This is a genomic window from Bradyrhizobium sp. WSM471, assembly GCF_000244915.1.
In the GTDB taxonomy this organism is placed as follows: domain Bacteria; phylum Pseudomonadota; class Alphaproteobacteria; order Rhizobiales; family Xanthobacteraceae; genus Bradyrhizobium.
In genome coordinates this window covers 6990926-7008807 of sequence record NZ_CM001442.1, presented here as the reverse complement: position 1 = coordinate 7008807, position 17882 = coordinate 6990926, and the positions used below count along the sequence as shown (strand labels likewise).

Here is a 17882-nt window from a genome sequence, read left to right as displayed (position 1 = left end):
ACGGATGGCGATGCGGAATCGCGGGTGAAACGACAACATCCCGGTCTTGCGCCGAGCCGAATGCTCAGGCGGAAGCCGGGCCGCTAATCCCTATGATGCGCCGCGCAAACATGGGCTCTCCATAGCAGGGGGCCAAGGGAAGCGCAAAAGGTTCGGCGCGCCCGTTTTCGGCCTCAGTCGATCGTCCCAAGCCTCGGAAACGCGTCCGGGGCGGCGGCGAGCATGGCGCGGGCACGGGCGGAATCGTCGTCCATCTGGCGGATCAGGGCCTCCAGGCTGTCGAATTTCAGCTCCTCGCGGATGAAGCCGATAAAGGCGCAGTCGAGCGTCTGTCCGTAAAGATCGCCCTTGAAGTCGAACAGGAAGATTTCCAGCAGCGGCGCACCATTATCAAACGTCGGGCGGCGGCCGAAGCTTGCCACCCCGTCCAGCCGCTCCGCGCCGCGGCCGACCCGCACCGCGTAGATGCCGTGCTTGAGGCCACAATTGGCATCGAGGCGGATATTGGCGGTGGGATAACCGAGGTCGCGGCCGCGCTTCTCGCCGTGGATGACCTCGCCGGTGATGAACCAGGGCGCGCCGAGCATGGCCGTGGCCTCGTCGAGTTGGCCTTCGGCGAGCGCGATCCGGATCGCGCTGGACGAGACCGGCCGCTCGTCGATATCGACATGCGGCTGCACGTCGACCTCGATGCCGAGCCGGGGCGCCTCGTTGACGAGGAGGCTCGGCGAGCCGACCCGACCCTTGCCGAAATGGAAGTCGTAGCCGACGGCGATTCCGCCGATGCCCAGGCGCCCGATCAGGTCGTGGTGAATGAAGTCTTGCGCGCTGGTCCCGGCGCGGGACTTGTCGAAGGTCATGACCACGGCGCCGTCAAGTCCGGTGCCGGCCAGAAGCCGTAGCTTGGCACGCTCGTCCGTCAGGCGGAATTGCGGGGTGTTGGGGCTGAAAAACCGGCGCGGATGCGGCTCGAAGGTCAATGCCAGCGCAGGGCGGCCATGTATCCGGCCCATTTCCAGGGCTGCGGCGATCACGGCGCGATGGCCGAGATGAACGCCGTCGAAATTGCCCATGGCGACCACGGCCCCCCTTGCAATGGCGGAGTCCGGCGTGGTGTCGCGGATAACGGTAAAATGCGGAGCCATCAGGGGAATCTCGAGCCGGCGGGACCGGCCGGGACCGTGGCGCGACGGGCCGGATGAAGTCAAGCGGGAGGGGGCGGCCGCATCGAATGCGATTTCAGTCCATCGGGGGCGATCCCAGTTAACGCGCTGTTTAACGCCTTGGTGCTAGTCCTTGGGCATGGAACCGCGGGGCTCCGGCCCGGCTGGTCCGATCGTAATATTTCCTGGTTTGCGTTTGGGGGAGTCGAGATGGCGGTTGATTTGTCGATGTCGGTTCTGGTGGTTGACGACTACAGCACCATGATCCGTATCATCAGGAACCTCCTGAAGCAGCTTGGCTTCGAGAATATCGATGATGCAAGCGACGGTTCGGCAGCGCTGAACAAGATGCGCGGCAAGAAGTACGGGCTCGTGATTTCCGACTGGAACATGGAGCCGATGACGGGTTACGACCTGCTGCGCGAAGTGCGCGCGGATCCGAACCTCGCCACCACGCCCTTCATCATGATCACGGCCGAATCGAAGACCGAGAACGTGATCGCGGCCAAGAAGGCCGGTGTGAACAACTACATCGTCAAGCCGTTCAACGCGGCGACGCTGAAGACCAAGATCGAGGCGGTCTTCCCGGACATGGCGAGCGCGTAAGGCGCGATCGAAGCCATCGGTTGAATTCGGAAGGCCCGGGCGATTGTCCCGGGCTTTCTGCGTCGGGTTCGTCGTTCCGGATTCGATGCCCCAAATCAACCGGGAACGACGATCAGCCTCGCTACCACTTCAGTTCGCGCATCAGCGCCTTCGGTGGATGGCCGAACAATTCCAGCACCGAAGCCGGGTCGAGCTGGTCGAGACCCTCGAACTCCTCGGCATGGATGCCGCGGGTCACGAACAGGCAATCGATGCCGAACGCGCGCGCGCCGGTGAGGTCGGTCCGGACGGAATCGCCGATCGCGAGCACCTTTTTGCGGTCGATCTGGTGGCCCTGGCGTTCGCCGGCGAGCGCCATCGCGCGCTCGTAGATCGGCCGGTGCGGCTTGCCGTAGAAGATCACCTCGCCGCCGAGCTCGCGATAGAGCTCCGCGATCGCGCCGGCGCAATAGATCAGCCGGTCGCCGCGTTCCACCACGATGTCGGGGTTGGCACAAACCAGCGTCAGCTTGCGCTCGCGCGCCTTCAGCATCATGCCGCGATAGTCTTCCGCCGTCTCGGTCTCGTCGTCATAGAGGCCGGTGCAGACGATGTAATCGGCTTCCTCCAGCGGCGCGGTCGCCGCATCGAGGCCGCGATAGATCGAGTTGTCGCGCTCGGGGCCAAGCCAGAACATCTTGCGGCCGGGATGGTCGGCGACATAGAGCCGCGTCAGGTCGCCCGAGGACACGATCGCGTCATAGGTCTCGTCGGCGACGCCGAGCTTGCGCAATTGCCGCTGCACGGAGTCGGCCGGGCGCGGCGCGTTGGTGATCAGGATGACCGTACCGCCGTGGCTGCGGTAGGTGTGCAGCGCCTCGCAGGCTTCGGGGAAGGATTCGAGACCGTTATGGACCACGCCCCAGATGTCGCTGAGCACGACGTCCACGCCAGCCACGAGTTCACGCAGGCTTTCGGCGAAATGCAGCGTGGTCATGATGCGCGCGGCCGATCAGATGCGGCGCGCGAGCGCGGCGTTGCCGGTGACGCGCTGTGGTGCGGACGCAGCCGACGTCGCGCCTGAGCTGGGTGTGCCGGAGCCATTGGATCCCTGAGTGTCCTGTGCCTGGTTCGGCGCGGCGGTAGCAGATGACCCCTCCGGCCGCAATGGCCGGGGCGGCGCGAACAGGAATCCCTGGCCGAACCGCACGTCATAGTCGAGCAGGTCGATCACGGCGCGCTCGCCCTCGATCCGCTCGGCGATCAGATCGATGCCGAAGCGGCCGAGCAGGTCGGAGAGATCGGACGGGTGGATGTCCGAGGCCGAAGCCTGCCTGGGGTCGAGCAGGAGCGAGGCCGGCACCTTGATGAAGCGCACGCCGCGATCGGCGAGCTCGCGCGGTTCGATACGCAAATCGGTGACATGGTCGATCGAGAAACGGAAGCCGCGCTGGGCGAGCGCGGCGAGATTCTCGGTCTCGGCCGGGCCGAGATTGCGGAAGGTCGATTGCTTGAATTCCAGCACCAGCGAGGGCGCCAGCGCCCGATTGGCTTCGAGGAAATCGAGGTATTGCGCGAAGGTCGTGGAATTGCCGAGCGTGGAAGCCGCGACGTTGCAGAACACGCCGACCTCCTTGTTGCGTACCATCAGGCGTCGCAGCACCTGCACGCAGCGCAGCATCACCATGTTGTCGATGCGCCCGATCAGGCCGGACGCCTCCGCGATGCTGATGAACTCCTCGGCCGCCACCAGCTGGTCGCGCTCGTCGCGCAGGCGCGTCACGGCCTCGTAGAAGCGGACCTTGCGCTGCGGCAGCGTCACCATCGGCTGGAGGAAGATGTCGATGCGGTTCTCGTCGATCGCGTTGCGGAGCGTCGGGTTGCGGCCGTTGGCGGTCTGAACCGGATTGGCGTTCTGGGTCTGGATTGACGGTGGTGCCGGCCGTGGCGGCGGCGCGGGCGCCGGGGGAGGGGTGGCCGGCCGCTCCTCCTCGAATGAAGCCATCAGGTCGAGCGGCGCGTCCGGCTCCAGCCTCGCGACCGGAGCGGGGGCCGTCGCCGGCGCGTTGCCGGCCATCAGATCCTCATGCGCCGATACGGTGGTGGCGAGCTGCCTGACCAATCCGCCGAGCTCGTTGATCTCTCCGACCACCGACTGGATGCGGTCGGAGTTGGTTGAATTGGAGGAGGCGATGCGTGCTTCGATCGTGGCAAGCCGGCGGCCGAACTCGGCGACCTGGCGGGCGAGGTCGGCGGTGCCGCGCGAAAGATCGGTGATCTGGCCGCCGACGTCGCTGCGGTCGCGCAGTCGCATCGACACTGCATTGTAGAGGATCAGGAAGGTCAGCGCCGTCAGCGCCACGATCGCGGATTCAGTTCCGCTGATGCCGGCGACCGCGTAGAGCACGAGCCCGAGCGAGGCGGCGACCAGAACCATGCAGATGGCGATGAAGATCGTCGAGATACGAATCATGCCGCGCGTTACGCCTCAAGAGCTGACTGCCTGACCGGGAAAACACGGGTGGCGTCTCGAACCCGTCACGCCGCATGCTCCCCCAAGCGGCATGAGCTTAACATCATTGTTGATTCGAGGGGATAGCGGCTCTCTTGCGGCTCAAGTCAGGCCGGCCCGGCGAAAACCTTCCAGATAGCGCTCGCAGTCGGGGTTGAGCTTGATCGGCATGAACTCTGCGATCCAGGCGAGCGAGACGTTCGGCTGGGCGCGGCGGAGTTCCTTCAGCGCCGCACGGGCAATCTCACCGTGACCCGCCATGCCGGCGGCCGCAGTCAGCACCCGGTGCGCGCCGACGAAGTCGCTACGCTGGCGCAAGGCCTCCTGGGCGAGCCGGATGGCCTCCTCGTCGTCGCCGCCAAGAAAACGGGCATAGGCGGCGATGCCGAAATAGACGGGAGCATAGGGGTCGCGCGGACTGAGACGGATGGCGCGGCGCGCGGCCTCGTCGGCATCCTGCCAGCGCCCGCAATAGCTCAGCGCCAGGCCATAATAGCCCTGCGCCAGCGCAAAGTTTGGATTGAGCCGCAGCGCGGTCTCGAATTCGGCAAGCGAATCGTCGAATCGCCGCGCGAACAGATCGACATGGCCGAGCGCATTATGGGCCCAGGCATCCTCGTCGTCGGCGCGAATCGCGGCCCGCGCCGCACGCTCGGCGGCCGGCATTGCCGTGGTCATATCCATCCAGCCCATATGCGCCGTGAACATGTAGCTGGTGCCGAGCAGTCCGAGCGCCTTGCCGTAGTTGGGGTCGAGTGCGATGGCCTTTTCGAGCAGGGCCTGTGCGACCAGGTGGTCCTGCCGTGTCACGCGCCAATAGTGGGAGAGCGCGCGCATCAGCAGATCCCAGGCATCCATGCTCTCGGGCGCCTTGCGCTGGGCGCGAAAATTTTCCGCAGCGTAGAGCTGCGGCTCGATCGCGGCGACGATGTGTTCGGTGATCTCGTCCTGCACGGCGAAGACATCGGCGAGCTGGCGGTCGTAGCGTTCGGCCCAGAGATGGCTGCCGGTGGCGGTGTCGTTGAGCTGCGCGGTGATGCGGACGCGGTCGCCCTCCTTGCGAACGCTGCCCTCCACGACATAACGCACGCCGAGCTCCTCGGCGATTTGTCGCAGGTGAACCGTGCGGCCCTTGTAGATGAACGAGGAGTTGCGCGCGATGACGAAGAACCATCGCAGCTTGGACAGCGCCGTGATGACGTCCTCGCTGATGCCGTCGGAAAAATAATCCTGCTCGGCCTCGCCGCTCATATTGGTGAAGGGCAGGACGGCGATCGCGGGGCGGTCGGGCAGCGGCAAGCCCGCCGGTGTCGGAGCAGCCGGCTTGATCGCACCAGCCGGGTTTGTCGCCCCGGTGAGCTCAGTCACCTCGCCGACGAACCGCACGCCCTTGCGCGCAATGGTGCGGATCAACCGCTGCTGCTCGCCAGTGTCGTCGACCGCGCGCCGCGCAGCGTTGATCCGGCTGGTCAGTGTCGATTCCGAGACGACGCGGCCGTTCCAAATCGCATCGAGCAGATTGTCCCGCGTCACCACGCGCTCGCGGTTGCGGACCAGATAGAGCAGAAGGTCGAACACCTGGGGCTCAAGGGAGACGAGCGCACCCGACCGCCGCAGCTCGCGGCGCTCGGGATCGAGCATGAAATCCTCAAATTGAAACGCCACGCTGCGCCCCGGTCCACAATCGGAAATCAAGGTGCTCTCAGCCTAAAATAACGCCGGTCTCAAGGCCAGAAGGCCACATCCGCCCTATCGTCCCGGCGTTTTCAACCGCAGGAGATTGCCATGTCGACATCCGCCGCCCTCAAGCCGACCGCCGTCCAACCCGATCTTGCTGCCGTCAAGCAGCGTCAGCATGTTGCGTGGTCGTCCGGCGACTATGCCATCGTCGGCACCACCTTGCAGATCGTCGGCGAGCAGCTCTGTGAAGCCTTGGATTTGCGTGCCGGCAGCAAGGTGCTGGACGTCGCCGCCGGCAATGGCAATGCGACGCTGGCCGCCGCACGACGCTGGTGCGACGTTACATCCACCGATTACGTGCCAGCGCTGCTCGAGCGTGGACAGGAGCGGGCGGCGGCGGACCATCTGACGGTCGAATTTCGCGAAGCGGACGCCGAAGCGCTCCCCTTTGCCGATGCGAGCTACGATGTCGTGCTCTCGACCTTCGGAGTGATGTTCACGCCTGACCAGGACCAGGCGGCCTCCGAGCTCGCGCGGGTCTGCAAATCCGGCGGCAAGATCGGCCTTGCCAACTGGACGCCGCAGGGCTTCATCGGCCAGCTGTTCAAGATCATCGGCAAGCACTTGCCGCCGCCGGCCGGTGTGAAGTCTCCGGCGCTGTGGGGCACGCAGGCTCGACTTGAGGAAATGTTCGGCGGCGCGGCCTCGGAGATCTCAGCCGAGCCGCGCATGTTCGTGTTCCGCTATCGCTCGCCCGACCACTGGCTCGACGTCTTCAAATCCTACTATGGCCCGATGCTGAAGGCCTTTGCGGCGCTCGACGAGACCAGCCAGGCCGCGCTGCGGCACGATCTCATGACCCTGCTCGGTGAGTTCAATCATGCCGATGACGGCACGGTGGTCGTGCACAGCGAATATCTGGAGGCGGTGATCACCAAGCGTTGATTGTGGTCGAGACATGGTCAGGCCGGCTCCGGCCTGACCATCGCGTCAGGATGGCACTGCGGCGCCGACCGTGTCGGCCGAGACGGCCTGGCGGGTGCCAAGCGGCTTGGGCGCCCCCGTGGTCGTGTCGCGCAGGGTCTGCCGTTCGATCTCCGAATTCAGCTCGGCCCCGAACATGATGACGATGGCCGACATCCACATCCACATCATCAAACCGATCGCAGCGCCGAGCGAGCCGTAGGTCGCATTGTAATTGGCGAATTCCGAGAGATACCATGACAGCAGTGCCGAGCCGGCGATCCAGAGGATCGCGGCCGCCACCGCGCCGACGCTCAGCCATTGCCAGCGCGGGGCGTCGCGGCTGGGCGCGAAGCGGTAGAGGACGGCGAGCGCCGCAAGAAGAATGACGAAGAGCACCGGCCATCGCGCCAGCGCCACGATCGTCTTGCTTTCGGGCGCCATGCCGAGGTGATTGAGCGCGAGCGGGAAGGCAACGACGGCGCCCACCATCAGCAGCAGGGCAACGATGCCACCGACCGTGAAAGCCAGTGAGACTGAGTTCAGCCGGATGAAGCTGCGCTTTTCACGCTCTTCATAGGCGACGTTGATGGCGTCGAAGATGGCCTTGACGCCGGCATTGGCGCTCCAGATCGCGAGTACGAGGCCAAACAGGAAAGTGAAACCAAGGGTCGCGCCGCCGTTCGACACGACCCGGGCGACCTGGTCCTCGACGATCTGGAACGCGCCTTCGGGCAGCATCATCGCGAGCGACTGCAGGTTGGAACTGATCGTCGAGGGGTCGGCGAAGAGGCCATAGAACGAAACCAGAGCCGTGATCGCGGGAAAGATCGCGAGCAGCCCGAAAAAGACGACGCCGCCGGCGGTCGCGAGCAGGCGATCGTCGTCGATGCGCTGATAGGTGCGCCAGAAGACGTCCTTCCAGCCTGCCCAAGGGATCGCGAACGGGCTTTTCGCGCGGCGGCCGCGGCCGGGCTGCGAGGCGGCACCCGTCGGGCTCGTTTCCGGCGAATTCGCCTCGCCTTTGCGGTGGTCTTGCGGAGGTCCCGGCCGGACCATGCCGGAATCCTGGAAATACCGTTCCGCGGTGAGCACGAACACGGTCGTGGCTGCCACTAACAGCCAGCTGTCAAATTGTTCGGCGCGCCGCATAGGCATTCAGGTCTCCGCTCCGTGGCCGTGACGCCGCCGGCGCGCGGCCGTGAGCCCGACCAGCCCAACGGCCGCGAGCATCAGCCCGAGTTGCACGGGCCGGTTGGACCGAGCCGGCCACGTGCTGCCGCCATGTCCTGGTTGATGTCCTCGTTCGCCCGGCGCGAGCGGCGCCAGGGGAATTGTCGTGGCGACCTCTTTCACCGCCTGTTTCACCGTTCCGCGCGGGATGCGCGGGGTGGCGATCGCCACGCGCAGGCGGCTGGCGAGCGGCACGATCGGCTTGGTCTTGCGCTTCATCTGGGCCATGGCCACGCCGGCGCAGGAGGCGGCCAGGATCAGAAGCACGCCGCCAACGGCGCCGAACCCCCAGAATTGCCCGTAATGGATTGCAACCCAGCGGTACAGCGCGATCAGGCCGACGAAGAAGGCTGCGACGACGAACAAGCCCGCAACCGCGAGAAGTCCGGCCGCAGTCGCGTACGACGTCATGCGCCCTGTGGCTTGATTGCTCCGGTCACGGGCATAGGATTGGGCGGCGCGCTTGAGATGGTTGAGCTTGAGCGCGACGCCGGCGCGCAGCAATTCGCCCGATGGCGCAAGCATGCGGTTATCCTCCGAGTGCGAGAAAATTCGTCGGGGGATGAACGTGGCGGTATTTGACTTGTTCCGAACGAGGTCGGCCGCCGCAATGGATCAGCCGAGATCGGCTGCCGCGATCCAGAACACTTCGCCCTCGGAGTCCTCGGTGTCGAGCCAGAGCAGCGGCAGTTCGGGAAAGGCCTCGTCGACCAGTTCGCGGCCGCGGCCGATCTCGCAGATCAGCCCGCCATCCGGCGTCAGGTGGTCGGGCGTGTCGCGCAGGATCCGGCGCACCACGTCGAGACCGTCGGCGCCGCCGTCAAAGGCGAGCTTCGGCTCGGCCCGGCACTCCGGCGGCAGCGCCGCCATGCCTTCGGCATCGACATAAGGCGGGTTGGTGATGATCAGGTCGTATTTGGCGTCACCGAGCGTGGCGAACAGGTCGCCGCGATGCAGGCTGATGCGGTCATCGAGCCCGTATTCGCCGACATTTCGTCTGGCGACGTCGATCGCGCCCTTCGAGATATCGACGGCGTCGATCGTAGCGTTCGGAAAATGATGCGCGGCCAGAATCGCGAGGCATCCCGATCCCGTGCAGAGATCGAGCACCCGCTCGACCGCGCTGGGGTCGTCGATCAGCGAGCCGGCCTCGCCGTCGCCGCCGAAATGGGACTCCAGCAACTCGCCGATGAAGGAGCGGGGAACGATGACGCGCTCGTCGACATAGAACGGCAGGCCGCGCATGTAGATCTTGTTGACGAGATACGCGGCCGGTCTGCGGGTGGTGACGCGCTGATGGATGAGATCGACAATGGTCCTGCCCTCGGCGGCCGTGACGCGCGCTTTGGCAAAGATCTCGAACTGCTCGGGATGCAGATGCAGGGCTTCACAGACCAGGAAGGCCGCTTCCGCGACCGGATCGGGCGTGCCATGGGCAAAGGCGAGCTTGGCCTCATTGAAGCGGCTGACCGCATAGCGGACGAAATCAATCAGCGTGAGAAGCTCGCCGCGGCCCACTTTCGCGAGCTTTGGCGCGGCGCGGCCGCGCACGGTCTTTTTGGATGTTGTTGCCATCAGGATCGGGTCCAGCGTGCGGCGGCTTCGTCGTCGCGGGCCTGGGCCTCGACCCAGCCGGTGCCGGTGGCGCTCTCTTCCTTCTTCCAGAACGGCGCGTTGGTCTTGAGATAATCCATCAGGAACTCGGCTGCCTGGAACGCTGCCTGGCGGTGCTGCGAGGCGGTCAGCACCAGCACGATGTTCTGGCCGGGCATGAAACGGCCGACGCGATGGATCACCGTGACCCCGTTGAGGGGCCAGCGCGAGGTGGCCTCGTCGGCATGGCGCCTGATCTCTTCCTCGGCCATGCCCGGATAGTGCTCGAGCGAGAGCGCGGCGATCTTCGCGCTGTCCTCGTCGCCGCGGCAGATGCCCGAAAAGCTCACGACCGCACCGATGTCGGTGCGGTTCCCGGTCAGCACCGCGATCTCGCGCGCGATGTCGAAATCGTCTTGCTGGATACGGATGGTGACCGGGCAGGTGGTGACGGGCATGGCCTAGCCGCCGGTCATCGGCGGGAAGAACGCGATCTCGCGAGCGCCCGCGATCGCGGCGTCCGACTTGACGTGAGCATGGTCGATCGCGGCGCGGATCACCTTCGGCTTCTCGAATGCGTAGGCGTAGGCTTCGCTTTGGCCGGATAGCCAGGCGATCAGCTCTTCCACGGTGCGCACGGTCGCGGGCGGCTCGATGGTCTCCTCGGCCTTGCCGATGCGCTCGCGCACCCAGGCGAAGTACTTCACCTTCATCCCTCATCCTCCTTGATGAGGTGATGGATGCCGGCGCCGAAATAATCGTAGCCGGTGTACATGGTGAGGATCGCCGAGGCCCAGAGCAGCGCCAGTCCGATCATCGAGACCATGGGCACGACCTCATCGCCGGCCGGACCAGCCAGCAGGAAGCCGATGGCGATGAGCTGAACCGTCGTCTTCCATTTCGCAAGCTTGGTCACGGGCACGCTGACGCGCAACGCGGCAAGATATTCGCGCAGGCCCGAGACCAGGATCTCGCGGCACAGGATCACGATGGCGGCCCACAGCGACCAGCCGTGAATGATGCCGTCGGCGGCCAGCATCAGCAGGCACGAGGCGACCAGAAGCTTGTCGGCGATCGGATCGAGCATCCGGCCGAACGCCGATTGTTGATTCCAGATCCGCGCGTAATAGCCGTCGAGGTAGTCGGTGACCGCAGCCGCGATGAAAATGGCGACCGCGACCCAGCGCAGCCACAGTGGGCCGTCCATGATCGACTGTGCGTAGATGCACCCGACCACGACCGGGATCGCGGCGATCCGGCCGTAGGTCAGGATGTTCGGGAGGGACATCGCGCGGCTGGTCGTCCCTCGTGTCGTGGCGATGTTCATCCGTCCTACCAATACCGCTGCAGCCTGAAGGTCAACCGTTCCGCTCCCAAATGGGGTGCGGGATGCGACGACCATATGACCGCGGCCCCCCTTTATTTCACCCCGGCTGGGGATGGAAGTACTCGAAAATCCTGCGAGCGCTCTCGGCGCTCACCCCCGGAACCTTGCCGAGATCGGTGATTGAAGCCCGTTCGATCTCCTTCAGGGTTCCAAAATGATGCAGCAAGGCACGTTTGCGTGACGGACCGATGCCCGGAATCTCCTGCAAGCCGGCCTCGCGGATGTCCTTCTTGCGCAGCTTGCGGTGTGAGCCGATGACGAAGCGGTGCGCCTCGTCCCGCAGCCGTTGGATGAAATAGAGCACGGGGTCGCGCGGCTCCAGCTTTATCGCCTCGCGCTCCGGCATGAACAGGGTCTCGCGGCCGGCATCCCGGTCCGGCCCCTTGGCCACCGACATCAGCGCCACCTGGGTCAGGCCGAGATTTGCAAAGATTTCCCGGACCGCGTTGAGCTGGCCGCGGCCGCCGTCGATGATCACGAGATCGGGCCATTGCGGGAAGTCGTCGTCCTTGGTTTTGGCCGCGCCCTCTTCGGGCGGATTGATCAGGCGCTTGAAACGGCGCTCGAGCACCTCGCGCATCATGGCGAAGTCGTCGCCCGGCGTGATCCCTTCCGACTTGATGTTGAACTTGCGGTACTGGTTTTTCACAAAACCGTCCGGGCCGGCGACGATCATGGCGCCGACCGCGTTGGTGCCCTGGATGTGGCTGTTGTCGTAGACTTCGATCCGCTTCGGCGAATGCGTCAGGTTCAGGGTCGTGGCCATGGCGTCCAGCAGACGGCTCTGTGTCGCGGTGTCCGCGAGCTTGCGGCCCAAGGCCTCGCGCGCGTTGGTGAGCGCGTGGGTGACGAGCTCCTTCTTCTCGCCGCGCTTCGGCGTGGACACCTCGACCTTGCGGCCGGCCTTGATCGACAGCGCGTTGCCGAGCAGCTCGCTCTCCTCGATCTCGTGCGAGAGCAGGATGTTCCTCGGCGGCGGCTTGTCGTCATAGAACTGGGCGAGGAAGGAGCCGAGCACCTCTTCCGGCGTATACGTCTTCTCCGCGCGCGGGAAATAGGCGCGGTTGCCCCAGTTCTGCCCGGTGCGGAAGAAGAACACCTCGACGCATGAGAAGCCGCCCTCCTGGTGGATGGCGAACACGTCGGCTTCTTCCACCGTGCGCGGATTGATGCCCTGCTGCGACTGGATCGCGGACAACGCAGCGAGGCGGTCGCGGTAGAGCGCGGCGCTCTCGAATTCGAGCTCGCCGGAGGCCTTCTCCATCTCGCTAGCAAGCTCCTGTTTCACCGCATGGCTCCTGCCGGACAGGAAGTCGCTCGCCTCGCGCACCAGGGTCGTGTAGCCGGGGAAGTCGATCTCGCGGGTGCAGGGGCCGGCGCAACGGCGGATCTGGTAGAGCAGGCAGGGCCGCGACCGGCTCTCGAAGAAGGAATCCGTGCAGGAGCGGATCAGGAACGCGCGCTGAAGTGCGGTGATGGTGCGGTTGACGGCGCCGGCCGAGGCGAACGGGCCGAAATAGCGACCGGGCCGCGTCTGCGCGCCGCGATGCTTCAGGATCTGCGGCGCCCAATGGTCGCCCGTGATCAGGATATAGGGAAACGACTTGTCGTCGCGCAGCTGCACGTTGAAGCGCGGCCGAAGCTGCTTGATGAGGTTGGCTTCCAGCAGCAGCGCTTCGGTCTCGGTGTGGGTCGAGATGATTTCCACGGTCACCGTGGCGGCGATCATGCGCAGGATGCGCGCCGGCTGCGGCGCACTCTGGCGCGCATAGTTCGACAGGCGCTTTTTGACGTTCTTGGCCTTGCCGACATAGAGCACGTCGGCGTTCGCATTGAGCATGCGGTAGACGCCGGGCGAGGTGGGGGCGAGGCGGACCGCGCGTTCGATCGCCTCGTGCCCGGTCGCCAGCGGCTCTTCGCCGACGGTGCCGCTCTCTTCCAGGATGTCCGGCAGCCGCGCATCGTCCTCGTCGTCGCCGTTCGCGGTGGCGGGATCGAGGTCGGGCGCCGCTTCCGTTTCCTGGGGCGGGACGTCGGGCGCGTTGCCGCGCACGGGTTTGCGCGCGCGTGCGTCGTCCGGATTGTCGGGGGAATCGTGAACCATGGTGCGAATTTAGGCGCTGCGGGTGCCGATTTGAAGTTCCGGCCGTGCCGCACGCACAGGATGGCGCAGTTCCCGGTAACGCTTGCTTAAGCCTGTTAACAGCGCGGTAACCCGGCTTAACAGGCCTTTAACTTAAAACTCTCGATAAATCTTACGCGAAAAAGGGATGGTTCCGTAACCATGCGGTTTTGCCTCGCGCGGCGGCGTGGGCACCGCAGCGGTGACGGCAGTTGCGTTGGAGTGTGTGATGAAGGGGCTCGTTGTGGGCGCAGCCGCGTTGGCTGCAGTCGGCTGGACGGCTTCGGCAGAGGCCGCCGATCTCAATTACGGGCAGCGTGCGCCTTACACGGTCAATCAGCCGCTCAATGCCTATAGCTGGGCTGGTCCGTATCTTGGCGCCAATCTCGGCTACGAATGGGGTTCGGTGAGCAACAATCCCGCAAAGCCGTCAGGCTTCGTCGGCGGCGTTCAGGCCGGCTACAATTTCCAGAACGGCCCATGGGTGTTCGGTGTCGAGGGCGACATCCAGGCCGCCGGTGCCGACGACACCTTCGCGCCGTGGAAGTTCTCCAATCCGTGGTTCGGCACCCTGCGTGGCCGCGCCGGCTACGCCTTCAGCAACGTGCTGTTCTACGGCACGGCGGGCCTCGCCTTCGGCGAGCTGCGCGCGCAGACGTTCGGCTGGACCGAGTCGCACACCAGCGCCGGTTGGACCATCGGTGCCGGCGCGGAAGTCGGGTTCGCGCCGAACTGGAGCGCCAAGCTCGAATATCTCTATATCGATCTGTCGACGAGCCAGTTCGCGATTACGGGCGTGTCAAACGGCTATAGCGCCAGCGTTGTGCGCGCAGGCGTGAACTATCGCTTCTGATAGCTAAGAAGAAAATACCGGACCAACCTCCCGGCCGCTTGCGGCCGGGATTTTTTTCGCCAGGCGCTCTAGGGAAGGATGACCAAATCGACCGCCTTCGGCCCCTTGCCCTTCTTGTCCGGTTCGACTTCGAAAGTAATACGCTGTCCTTCGGCGAGGTCCTTCAGTCCGGCCCGCTCCACAGCAGTAATATGCACGAAGACGTCGCGGCCCCCGTCGTCCGGTTTGATGAATCCGTAGCCGCGCTCACCGTTGAAAAACTTGACCGTTCCCGTCATGGCCATCGGGAAACTCCCCCTCATTGCTCCTCCGTCGTGACGCAGACGCACGTCACGACATGACCGGGCCTTACGAAGCCCGGGAGCTGGCCATCCTTGGGCAGACCATTCGGTCCGACTGGATCTTTCTTAGGCCTTCACTCCGCCGCAACCATTCGCGGAAGCGGAACGTAAAGCCAGTCACTGCAACAGCATAATACGGTTCTCTGCAGATTGACTACCGCTCCTGCATATTTTTCCCAAGATGCCGGAGTGTTACGGTCTCGGCACCTCTAATCGGAATCTGGCAGCGCCACCCTGGCCGAGCGGCATTTCCAGCTCCGGCAGGATCGTCTTGAGTTCGCCCTGCAGCGTGTAAGGAGGATTGACGATCAAGAGCCCGCTGGACGTGAGGGCTGCGCCGTCGGCTTGCGGCGCCACGCTGAATTCGAGGCGCAGGCATTTTCCTGGCGGTTTTGCTGCGGCTGCGAGCCGCGCCACTGATTGCACCAGCGTGTCGGTGGCGCGCCGGCTCTTGGCGGGATACCAGATTACATAGATACCGGTCGGCCATTTCGCGAAAGCCGCCGAGAAGGCCTCGCCGAGCTTTTCGAACTCGTCCTTGGCCTCGAACGGCGGGTCGATCAGCACGAGCCCACGCCGTTCCTTCGGCGGCACGAAAGCCGGCAGCGCCATCCAGCCGTCGAGGTCGACCACGCGGGCCTGTTCGTCGCGGCGCAGCACGCCGATCAGCGCCTTGCGCGCCTTCGGCTCGAGCTCGCAGAGCAAGAGGCGGTCCTGCGGCCTGAGCAGGCCGCGCGCGATCAGCGGCGAGCCCGGATAGGCCTTGAGCTCGCCTTTCGGATTGAAGGCGCGGACGATGTCGAGATAGGGCTTGGTCAGCGCCATGGCGTCGTTCGACAGCCGCGCCTGCATCAGCCGCGCAATGCCCGTCAGCCACTCGCCGCCGCGGCGCGCCTCGTCGCTTTCGAGATCGTAGAGGCCGGCGCCGGCATGGGTGTCGATGACGCGGAACGCGCCCGGCTTGTCCTGGAGATAGGTGATGATGCGCGCCAGCACGATGTGCTTGATGACATCGGCGAAGCTGCCGGCATGGAAGGCGTGGCGGTAATTCATGCAAGAGCACTACGCCACGTGACGGCCTGAGCAAAGAGGCACGACGCCCGGGCTACCCGCCCCGGATCGGCGGCATCGTCACCTGGTCGCGGCGGCAGGCGCGGCGGTCGATCTCCTCGCAGGCGCGGAATTGCAGGTCCTTGCTGAGGCAGATGCGGACTTCCGATAGTCGCGTCCGGTTGCAGGTGATCGAGACAGCGGCATTGCTGAGGCCCGGATTCGCCTTGATGAAGGCTTCCTCCACCTCCGCCGGCGCCACCGTCTTGGCCTGCGACAAATCGAGATATTCGGCCGGAATCTTGATCGCGGCGCGCGCCTTCCGGATCGTCTCGAAATAGCTGCGGTCGGCGAGCCCCGAGCAGGTGCCGTGCTTGTCCCACTCGTTGAAGATCAGCCCCGGCGCCGGCATCAAATCGAGCATGGAGGAAACGATGCTGCGGTTCAGCCGCGGCGACGGCCGCTGGCAATATTCCGGGAAACCGTTCTCATATTGCGGCCACAGACCATGGACCACGAAAGCGTAGGGCCGTCCGCTGCACTGGATCTGCGAGCGGCCGCCGCGCTCCGCCGCCTCTTCGCAGAAGGAGGGCGACCACGACAGCGACAGCACATAAAAATCGAATTCGCCGGGCGTGTTCTGCCGCTTGTCCTGGGCCTTGGCGCCACCGGCCAATACAGCCAGCCCGGCCGCAAGCGTCAGCGAGATCATCAGGCGGGAGAACGAATGCAATCTGGAATGAAACATGGCGACGCCCCTCAACTAGACTGTGCAGACGAGCCTAGCAGGCGATAGGAACATTTCAAGAACAAAATGCGGGCGACCGTCGGTCGGCCGCCTGATCGGTCCGGATCAGAGCAATTATTGCTTGGCGGCGCGGCAGGCCGGGTTGTAGGCCCAGTTGCGGTCGAGCCCGACCACGCACCATTCGACGCCCTGGCCGTAGCCGGCGAAGCCGCCATCCTCGACGATCGAGAAATGCACCTTGCGCAGCTTGCCATCGGTGAGCATGGCTTCGCCGGTGCAATAGCGGCGGGGAATATTGTCGGACGCCCAGGGCCGGAACGCAGTCTCGTGAACCGCGGAGAAGCCGGTGATCTTCAACGAGGAATTCCAGAACGAGCTTTCCTTCTCCCAGAACTGGGTGGCGATCGTCGGCAGCGCCCTGTCGCATTCGGAGACGTTGCCGTCATAGCGCGGCCCGCTCAGCCAGAAATTCAGCTCCAGCGGATTGGCGGCCCTGGCCTCGCCGAGCGACAGCGCCCCGAACAGAAGGCCGAGCACGGCGGCAAAGCGGAGCGATTTCAGGAAGGTCGAGGCGCGCATGGGCAATCCAGACAGCATGATCTGCGAGGGTCGGACGGTGCCGCGAAGGCCGGGGGAGGTCAAGTGCAGCGCGGCAACACTTGCCGACGAGTTGACCGCAATGCTGCGTTAGAGGGGTCTTCCGTTCTTTCCACCGCCGCGCCGGCACCGTAAACTGCCGCCAACCAATCGGAGTGACGGGAATGCGAATCATTGCGGCCGCGGGCCTACTTGCCCTGGGTATGTTGGCGAGCCAGTCGGCGCGCGCCGATCTCCTTCCGGTGCCTCCGTTCAAGGGCAACGACACCGGCGGCATCATCGCCTATTCAATGGCAACCCAGGTCGATGCGCGGCAGGTCGCGGTCGATCACTGTGCGCGCTATGGCAAGGTCGCCAAATTCCTGGCGATGCAGGCCTATGAGGGCGGCTACATCTCGTTCTCCTGCCGCTGGGTGCCCTATGGCGCCGCCGACCAGCCGATCCGCACGCTCTACTGAGGCGCTTTCGCAACGCCGCTATCTCGCAGCCGGGAGCTTCCCACATGACGCGCAAACTCGCTTTGCTCGGCTCCGCCCTTTGCCTCGTCTTGTCGGCAGGCAGCGCCCGGGCTGACGACCTGCCGGTGCGCAAGGCGGGCCTGTGGGAATTGAAGATGATCAGGACCGGCACGCCGGTGCCCGAGATGACCATGCAGCACTGCACCGACGAGACCGTCGACAAGGAGATGAACAACAACGTCTCCCCGATGGCCAAGCAGATCTGCGCCAAGCAGGACATCAAGAAGACCGCAACCGGCTATGTCAGCGATTCCGAATGCAATGTCGCCGGCATCAGCACGACCTCGCATGCTGAGATCACCGGCGATTTCAATTCGGCCTATACGGTGAAGACGTCGTCGCACGCGCAAGGCGGCGCCGCCGGCACGGCAGGCCGCGACACGAGCATGCAGCTCGAAGCGAAATGGCTGGGGGCCTGCAAGCCGGACCAGAAGCCCGGCGATATCGTGATGCCCGGCGGCTTCAAGATGAACGTACGCGACATGGACAAGCTCAAGGCGCTGTTGCCGAAATAGGGTGAGATCGTAGCCCGGATGG

General features: G+C 64.9%; 20 protein-coding genes. 5 read left to right on the top strand and 15 right to left on the bottom strand.

The window, feature by feature from the left end; genetic code table 11:
- Positions 1–173 precede the first annotated feature (173 nt).
- On the bottom strand, positions 174–1145 hold the full coding sequence (locus tag BRA471DRAFT_RS31975; protein WP_007614906.1) for a bifunctional riboflavin kinase/FAD synthetase: 972 nt from the start codon (positions 1143–1145) through the stop codon (positions 174–176).
- A gap of 228 nt (positions 1146–1373) precedes the next feature.
- Here BRA471DRAFT_RS31975 and BRA471DRAFT_RS31970 point away from each other — a divergent pair, with 228 nt between their 5' ends.
- Positions 1374–1769 carry a response regulator gene (locus BRA471DRAFT_RS31970; protein WP_007596883.1) on the top strand — a complete coding sequence of 132 codons (396 nt, stop codon included), beginning with the start codon at positions 1374–1376 and terminating at the stop codon, positions 1767–1769.
- A 121-nt stretch (positions 1770–1890) separates the two neighbouring features.
- On the opposite strand, the gene BRA471DRAFT_RS31965 is transcribed toward BRA471DRAFT_RS31970, so the two are convergent.
- The 3 genes from BRA471DRAFT_RS31965 to BRA471DRAFT_RS31955 form a co-directional block, all read right to left on the bottom strand.
- Positions 1891–2745 carry a TIGR01459 family HAD-type hydrolase gene (locus BRA471DRAFT_RS31965; RefSeq protein ID WP_007614903.1) on the bottom strand — a complete coding sequence of 285 codons (855 nt, stop codon included), beginning with the start codon at positions 2743–2745 and terminating at the stop codon, positions 1891–1893.
- A gap of 15 nt (positions 2746–2760) precedes the next feature.
- Entirely contained in the window at positions 2761–4221 is a 1461-nt protein-coding gene (locus BRA471DRAFT_RS31960; RefSeq protein ID WP_007614901.1) for an EAL domain-containing protein, read from the bottom strand.
- Between the two features lie 141 nt (positions 4222–4362).
- Complete coding sequence (locus tag BRA471DRAFT_RS31955; RefSeq protein ID WP_035974464.1) at positions 4363–5925, bottom strand: winged helix-turn-helix domain-containing tetratricopeptide repeat protein; 1563 nt, start codon at positions 5923–5925, stop codon at positions 4363–4365.
- A gap of 120 nt (positions 5926–6045) precedes the next feature.
- Between BRA471DRAFT_RS31955 and BRA471DRAFT_RS31950 the strand changes: the two genes are divergently transcribed.
- The gene (locus BRA471DRAFT_RS31950; protein ID WP_007614897.1) at positions 6046–6885 is read left to right on the top strand and encodes a class I SAM-dependent methyltransferase; all 840 of its coding nucleotides are present in this window, start codon (positions 6046–6048) and stop codon (positions 6883–6885) included.
- A gap of 45 nt (positions 6886–6930) precedes the next feature.
- Here BRA471DRAFT_RS31950 and BRA471DRAFT_RS31945 read toward each other — a convergent pair whose 3' ends face one another.
- The 7 genes from BRA471DRAFT_RS31945 to uvrC form a co-directional block, all read right to left on the bottom strand.
- A complete protein-coding gene (locus BRA471DRAFT_RS31945; protein WP_007614890.1) occupies positions 6931–8061 on the bottom strand; it encodes a YihY/virulence factor BrkB family protein in 1131 nt (376 codons plus the stop codon).
- Positions 8062–8661 carry a phage holin family protein gene (locus BRA471DRAFT_RS31940; RefSeq protein ID WP_007614887.1) on the bottom strand — a complete coding sequence of 200 codons (600 nt, stop codon included), beginning with the start codon at positions 8659–8661 and terminating at the stop codon, positions 8062–8064.
- 90 nt (positions 8662–8751) lie between these two features.
- Complete coding sequence (prmB, locus tag BRA471DRAFT_RS31935; protein ID WP_007614885.1) at positions 8752–9711, bottom strand: 50S ribosomal protein L3 N(5)-glutamine methyltransferase; 960 nt, start codon at positions 9709–9711, stop codon at positions 8752–8754.
- On the bottom strand, positions 9711–10187 hold the full coding sequence (locus tag BRA471DRAFT_RS31930; RefSeq protein WP_007614883.1) for a molybdenum cofactor biosynthesis protein MoaE: 477 nt from the start codon (positions 10185–10187) through the stop codon (positions 9711–9713). Before BRA471DRAFT_RS31930 ends, prmB begins: the two co-directional genes overlap by 1 nt.
- A 3-nt stretch (positions 10188–10190) precedes the next feature.
- Complete coding sequence (moaD, locus tag BRA471DRAFT_RS31925; protein ID WP_007614873.1) at positions 10191–10442, bottom strand: molybdopterin converting factor subunit 1; 252 nt, start codon at positions 10440–10442, stop codon at positions 10191–10193.
- Positions 10439–11056 carry a CDP-diacylglycerol--glycerol-3-phosphate 3-phosphatidyltransferase gene (gene pgsA, locus BRA471DRAFT_RS31920; RefSeq protein ID WP_007596859.1) on the bottom strand — a complete coding sequence of 206 codons (618 nt, stop codon included), beginning with the start codon at positions 11054–11056 and terminating at the stop codon, positions 10439–10441. Before pgsA ends, moaD begins: the two co-directional genes overlap by 4 nt.
- Positions 11057–11153: 97 nt before the next feature.
- Positions 11154–13220, bottom strand: coding sequence for an excinuclease ABC subunit UvrC (gene uvrC, locus BRA471DRAFT_RS31915; protein ID WP_007614869.1), 2067 nt, complete (start codon positions 13218–13220; stop codon positions 11154–11156).
- Positions 13221–13467: 247 nt separating this feature from the next.
- Here uvrC and BRA471DRAFT_RS31910 point away from each other — a divergent pair, with 247 nt between their 5' ends.
- Complete coding sequence (locus BRA471DRAFT_RS31910) at positions 13468–14091, top strand: outer membrane protein (RefSeq protein WP_007614867.1); 624 nt, start codon at positions 13468–13470, stop codon at positions 14089–14091.
- A gap of 68 nt (positions 14092–14159) precedes the next feature.
- Here the strand turns inward: BRA471DRAFT_RS31910 and BRA471DRAFT_RS31905 are convergent, their stop codons facing one another.
- The 4 genes from BRA471DRAFT_RS31905 to BRA471DRAFT_RS31890 all read right to left on the bottom strand — a co-directional run bounded on the left by BRA471DRAFT_RS31905 (position 14160) and on the right by BRA471DRAFT_RS31890 (position 16809).
- Positions 14160–14375, bottom strand: a complete 216-nt coding sequence (locus BRA471DRAFT_RS31905; RefSeq protein ID WP_007614865.1) for a cold-shock protein — start codon at positions 14373–14375, stop codon at positions 14160–14162.
- A gap of 249 nt (positions 14376–14624) precedes the next feature.
- The gene (locus tag BRA471DRAFT_RS31900) at positions 14625–15485 is read right to left on the bottom strand and encodes a 23S rRNA (adenine(2030)-N(6))-methyltransferase RlmJ (RefSeq protein ID WP_007614863.1); all 861 of its coding nucleotides are present in this window, start codon (positions 15483–15485) and stop codon (positions 14625–14627) included.
- Between the two features lie 52 nt (positions 15486–15537).
- On the bottom strand, positions 15538–16230 hold the full coding sequence (locus BRA471DRAFT_RS31895; protein ID WP_007614861.1) for a ribonuclease T2: 693 nt from the start codon (positions 16228–16230) through the stop codon (positions 15538–15540).
- A 114-nt stretch (positions 16231–16344) separates the two neighbouring features.
- Positions 16345–16809, bottom strand: a complete 465-nt coding sequence (locus BRA471DRAFT_RS31890) for a hypothetical protein (RefSeq protein WP_007614859.1) — start codon at positions 16807–16809, stop codon at positions 16345–16347.
- Positions 16810–16991: 182 nt separating this feature from the next.
- On the opposite strand from BRA471DRAFT_RS31890, the gene BRA471DRAFT_RS31885 reads away from it, so the two are divergent.
- Both BRA471DRAFT_RS31885 and BRA471DRAFT_RS31880 read left to right on the top strand, forming a co-directional pair.
- Positions 16992–17285 carry a hypothetical protein gene (locus BRA471DRAFT_RS31885; protein ID WP_007614858.1) on the top strand — a complete coding sequence of 98 codons (294 nt, stop codon included), beginning with the start codon at positions 16992–16994 and terminating at the stop codon, positions 17283–17285.
- Between the two features lie 44 nt (positions 17286–17329).
- Positions 17330–17860 carry a DUF3617 family protein gene (locus BRA471DRAFT_RS31880; RefSeq protein WP_007614857.1) on the top strand — a complete coding sequence of 177 codons (531 nt, stop codon included), beginning with the start codon at positions 17330–17332 and terminating at the stop codon, positions 17858–17860.
- Positions 17861–17882: the final 22 nt, after the last annotated feature.

Bases quoted from the DNA above. Each gene is read 5' to 3' on its own strand.
- pgsA (WP_007596859.1), bottom strand. From the start codon at position 11,056: ATGAACATCGCCACGACACGAGGGACGACCAGCCGCGCGATGTCCCTC.
- uvrC (WP_007614869.1), bottom strand. From the start codon at position 13,220: ATGGTTCACGATTCCCCCGACAATCCGGACGACGCACGCGCGCGCAAA.
- BRA471DRAFT_RS31880 (WP_007614857.1), top strand. From the start codon at position 17,330: ATGACGCGCAAACTCGCTTTGCTCGGCTCCGCCCTTTGCCTCGTCTTG.
- BRA471DRAFT_RS31930 (WP_007614883.1), bottom strand. From the start codon at position 10,187: ATGCCCGTCACCACCTGCCCGGTCACCATCCGTATCCAGCAAGACGAT.
- BRA471DRAFT_RS31965 (WP_007614903.1), bottom strand. From the start codon at position 2,745: ATGACCACGCTGCATTTCGCCGAAAGCCTGCGTGAACTCGTGGCTGGC.
- prmB (WP_007614885.1), bottom strand. From the start codon at position 9,711: ATGGCAACAACATCCAAAAAGACCGTGCGCGGCCGCGCCGCGCCAAAG.
- BRA471DRAFT_RS31960 (WP_007614901.1), bottom strand. From the start codon at position 4,221: ATGATTCGTATCTCGACGATCTTCATCGCCATCTGCATGGTTCTGGTC.
- BRA471DRAFT_RS31910 (WP_007614867.1), top strand. From the start codon at position 13,468: ATGAAGGGGCTCGTTGTGGGCGCAGCCGCGTTGGCTGCAGTCGGCTGG.
- BRA471DRAFT_RS31900 (WP_007614863.1), bottom strand. From the start codon at position 15,485: ATGAATTACCGCCACGCCTTCCATGCCGGCAGCTTCGCCGATGTCATC.
- BRA471DRAFT_RS31940 (WP_007614887.1), bottom strand. From the start codon at position 8,661: ATGCTTGCGCCATCGGGCGAATTGCTGCGCGCCGGCGTCGCGCTCAAG.
- BRA471DRAFT_RS31950 (WP_007614897.1), top strand. From the start codon at position 6,046: ATGTCGACATCCGCCGCCCTCAAGCCGACCGCCGTCCAACCCGATCTT.
- BRA471DRAFT_RS31895 (WP_007614861.1), bottom strand. From the start codon at position 16,230: ATGTTTCATTCCAGATTGCATTCGTTCTCCCGCCTGATGATCTCGCTG.
- BRA471DRAFT_RS31905 (WP_007614865.1), bottom strand. From the start codon at position 14,375: ATGGCCATGACGGGAACGGTCAAGTTTTTCAACGGTGAGCGCGGCTAC.
- BRA471DRAFT_RS31975 (WP_007614906.1), bottom strand. From the start codon at position 1,145: ATGGCTCCGCATTTTACCGTTATCCGCGACACCACGCCGGACTCCGCC.
- moaD (WP_007614873.1), bottom strand. From the start codon at position 10,442: ATGAAGGTGAAGTACTTCGCCTGGGTGCGCGAGCGCATCGGCAAGGCC.
- BRA471DRAFT_RS31970 (WP_007596883.1), top strand. From the start codon at position 1,374: ATGGCGGTTGATTTGTCGATGTCGGTTCTGGTGGTTGACGACTACAGC.
- BRA471DRAFT_RS31890 (WP_007614859.1), bottom strand. From the start codon at position 16,809: ATGCGCGCCTCGACCTTCCTGAAATCGCTCCGCTTTGCCGCCGTGCTC.
- BRA471DRAFT_RS31885 (WP_007614858.1), top strand. From the start codon at position 16,992: ATGCGAATCATTGCGGCCGCGGGCCTACTTGCCCTGGGTATGTTGGCG.
- BRA471DRAFT_RS31945 (WP_007614890.1), bottom strand. From the start codon at position 8,061: ATGCCTATGCGGCGCGCCGAACAATTTGACAGCTGGCTGTTAGTGGCA.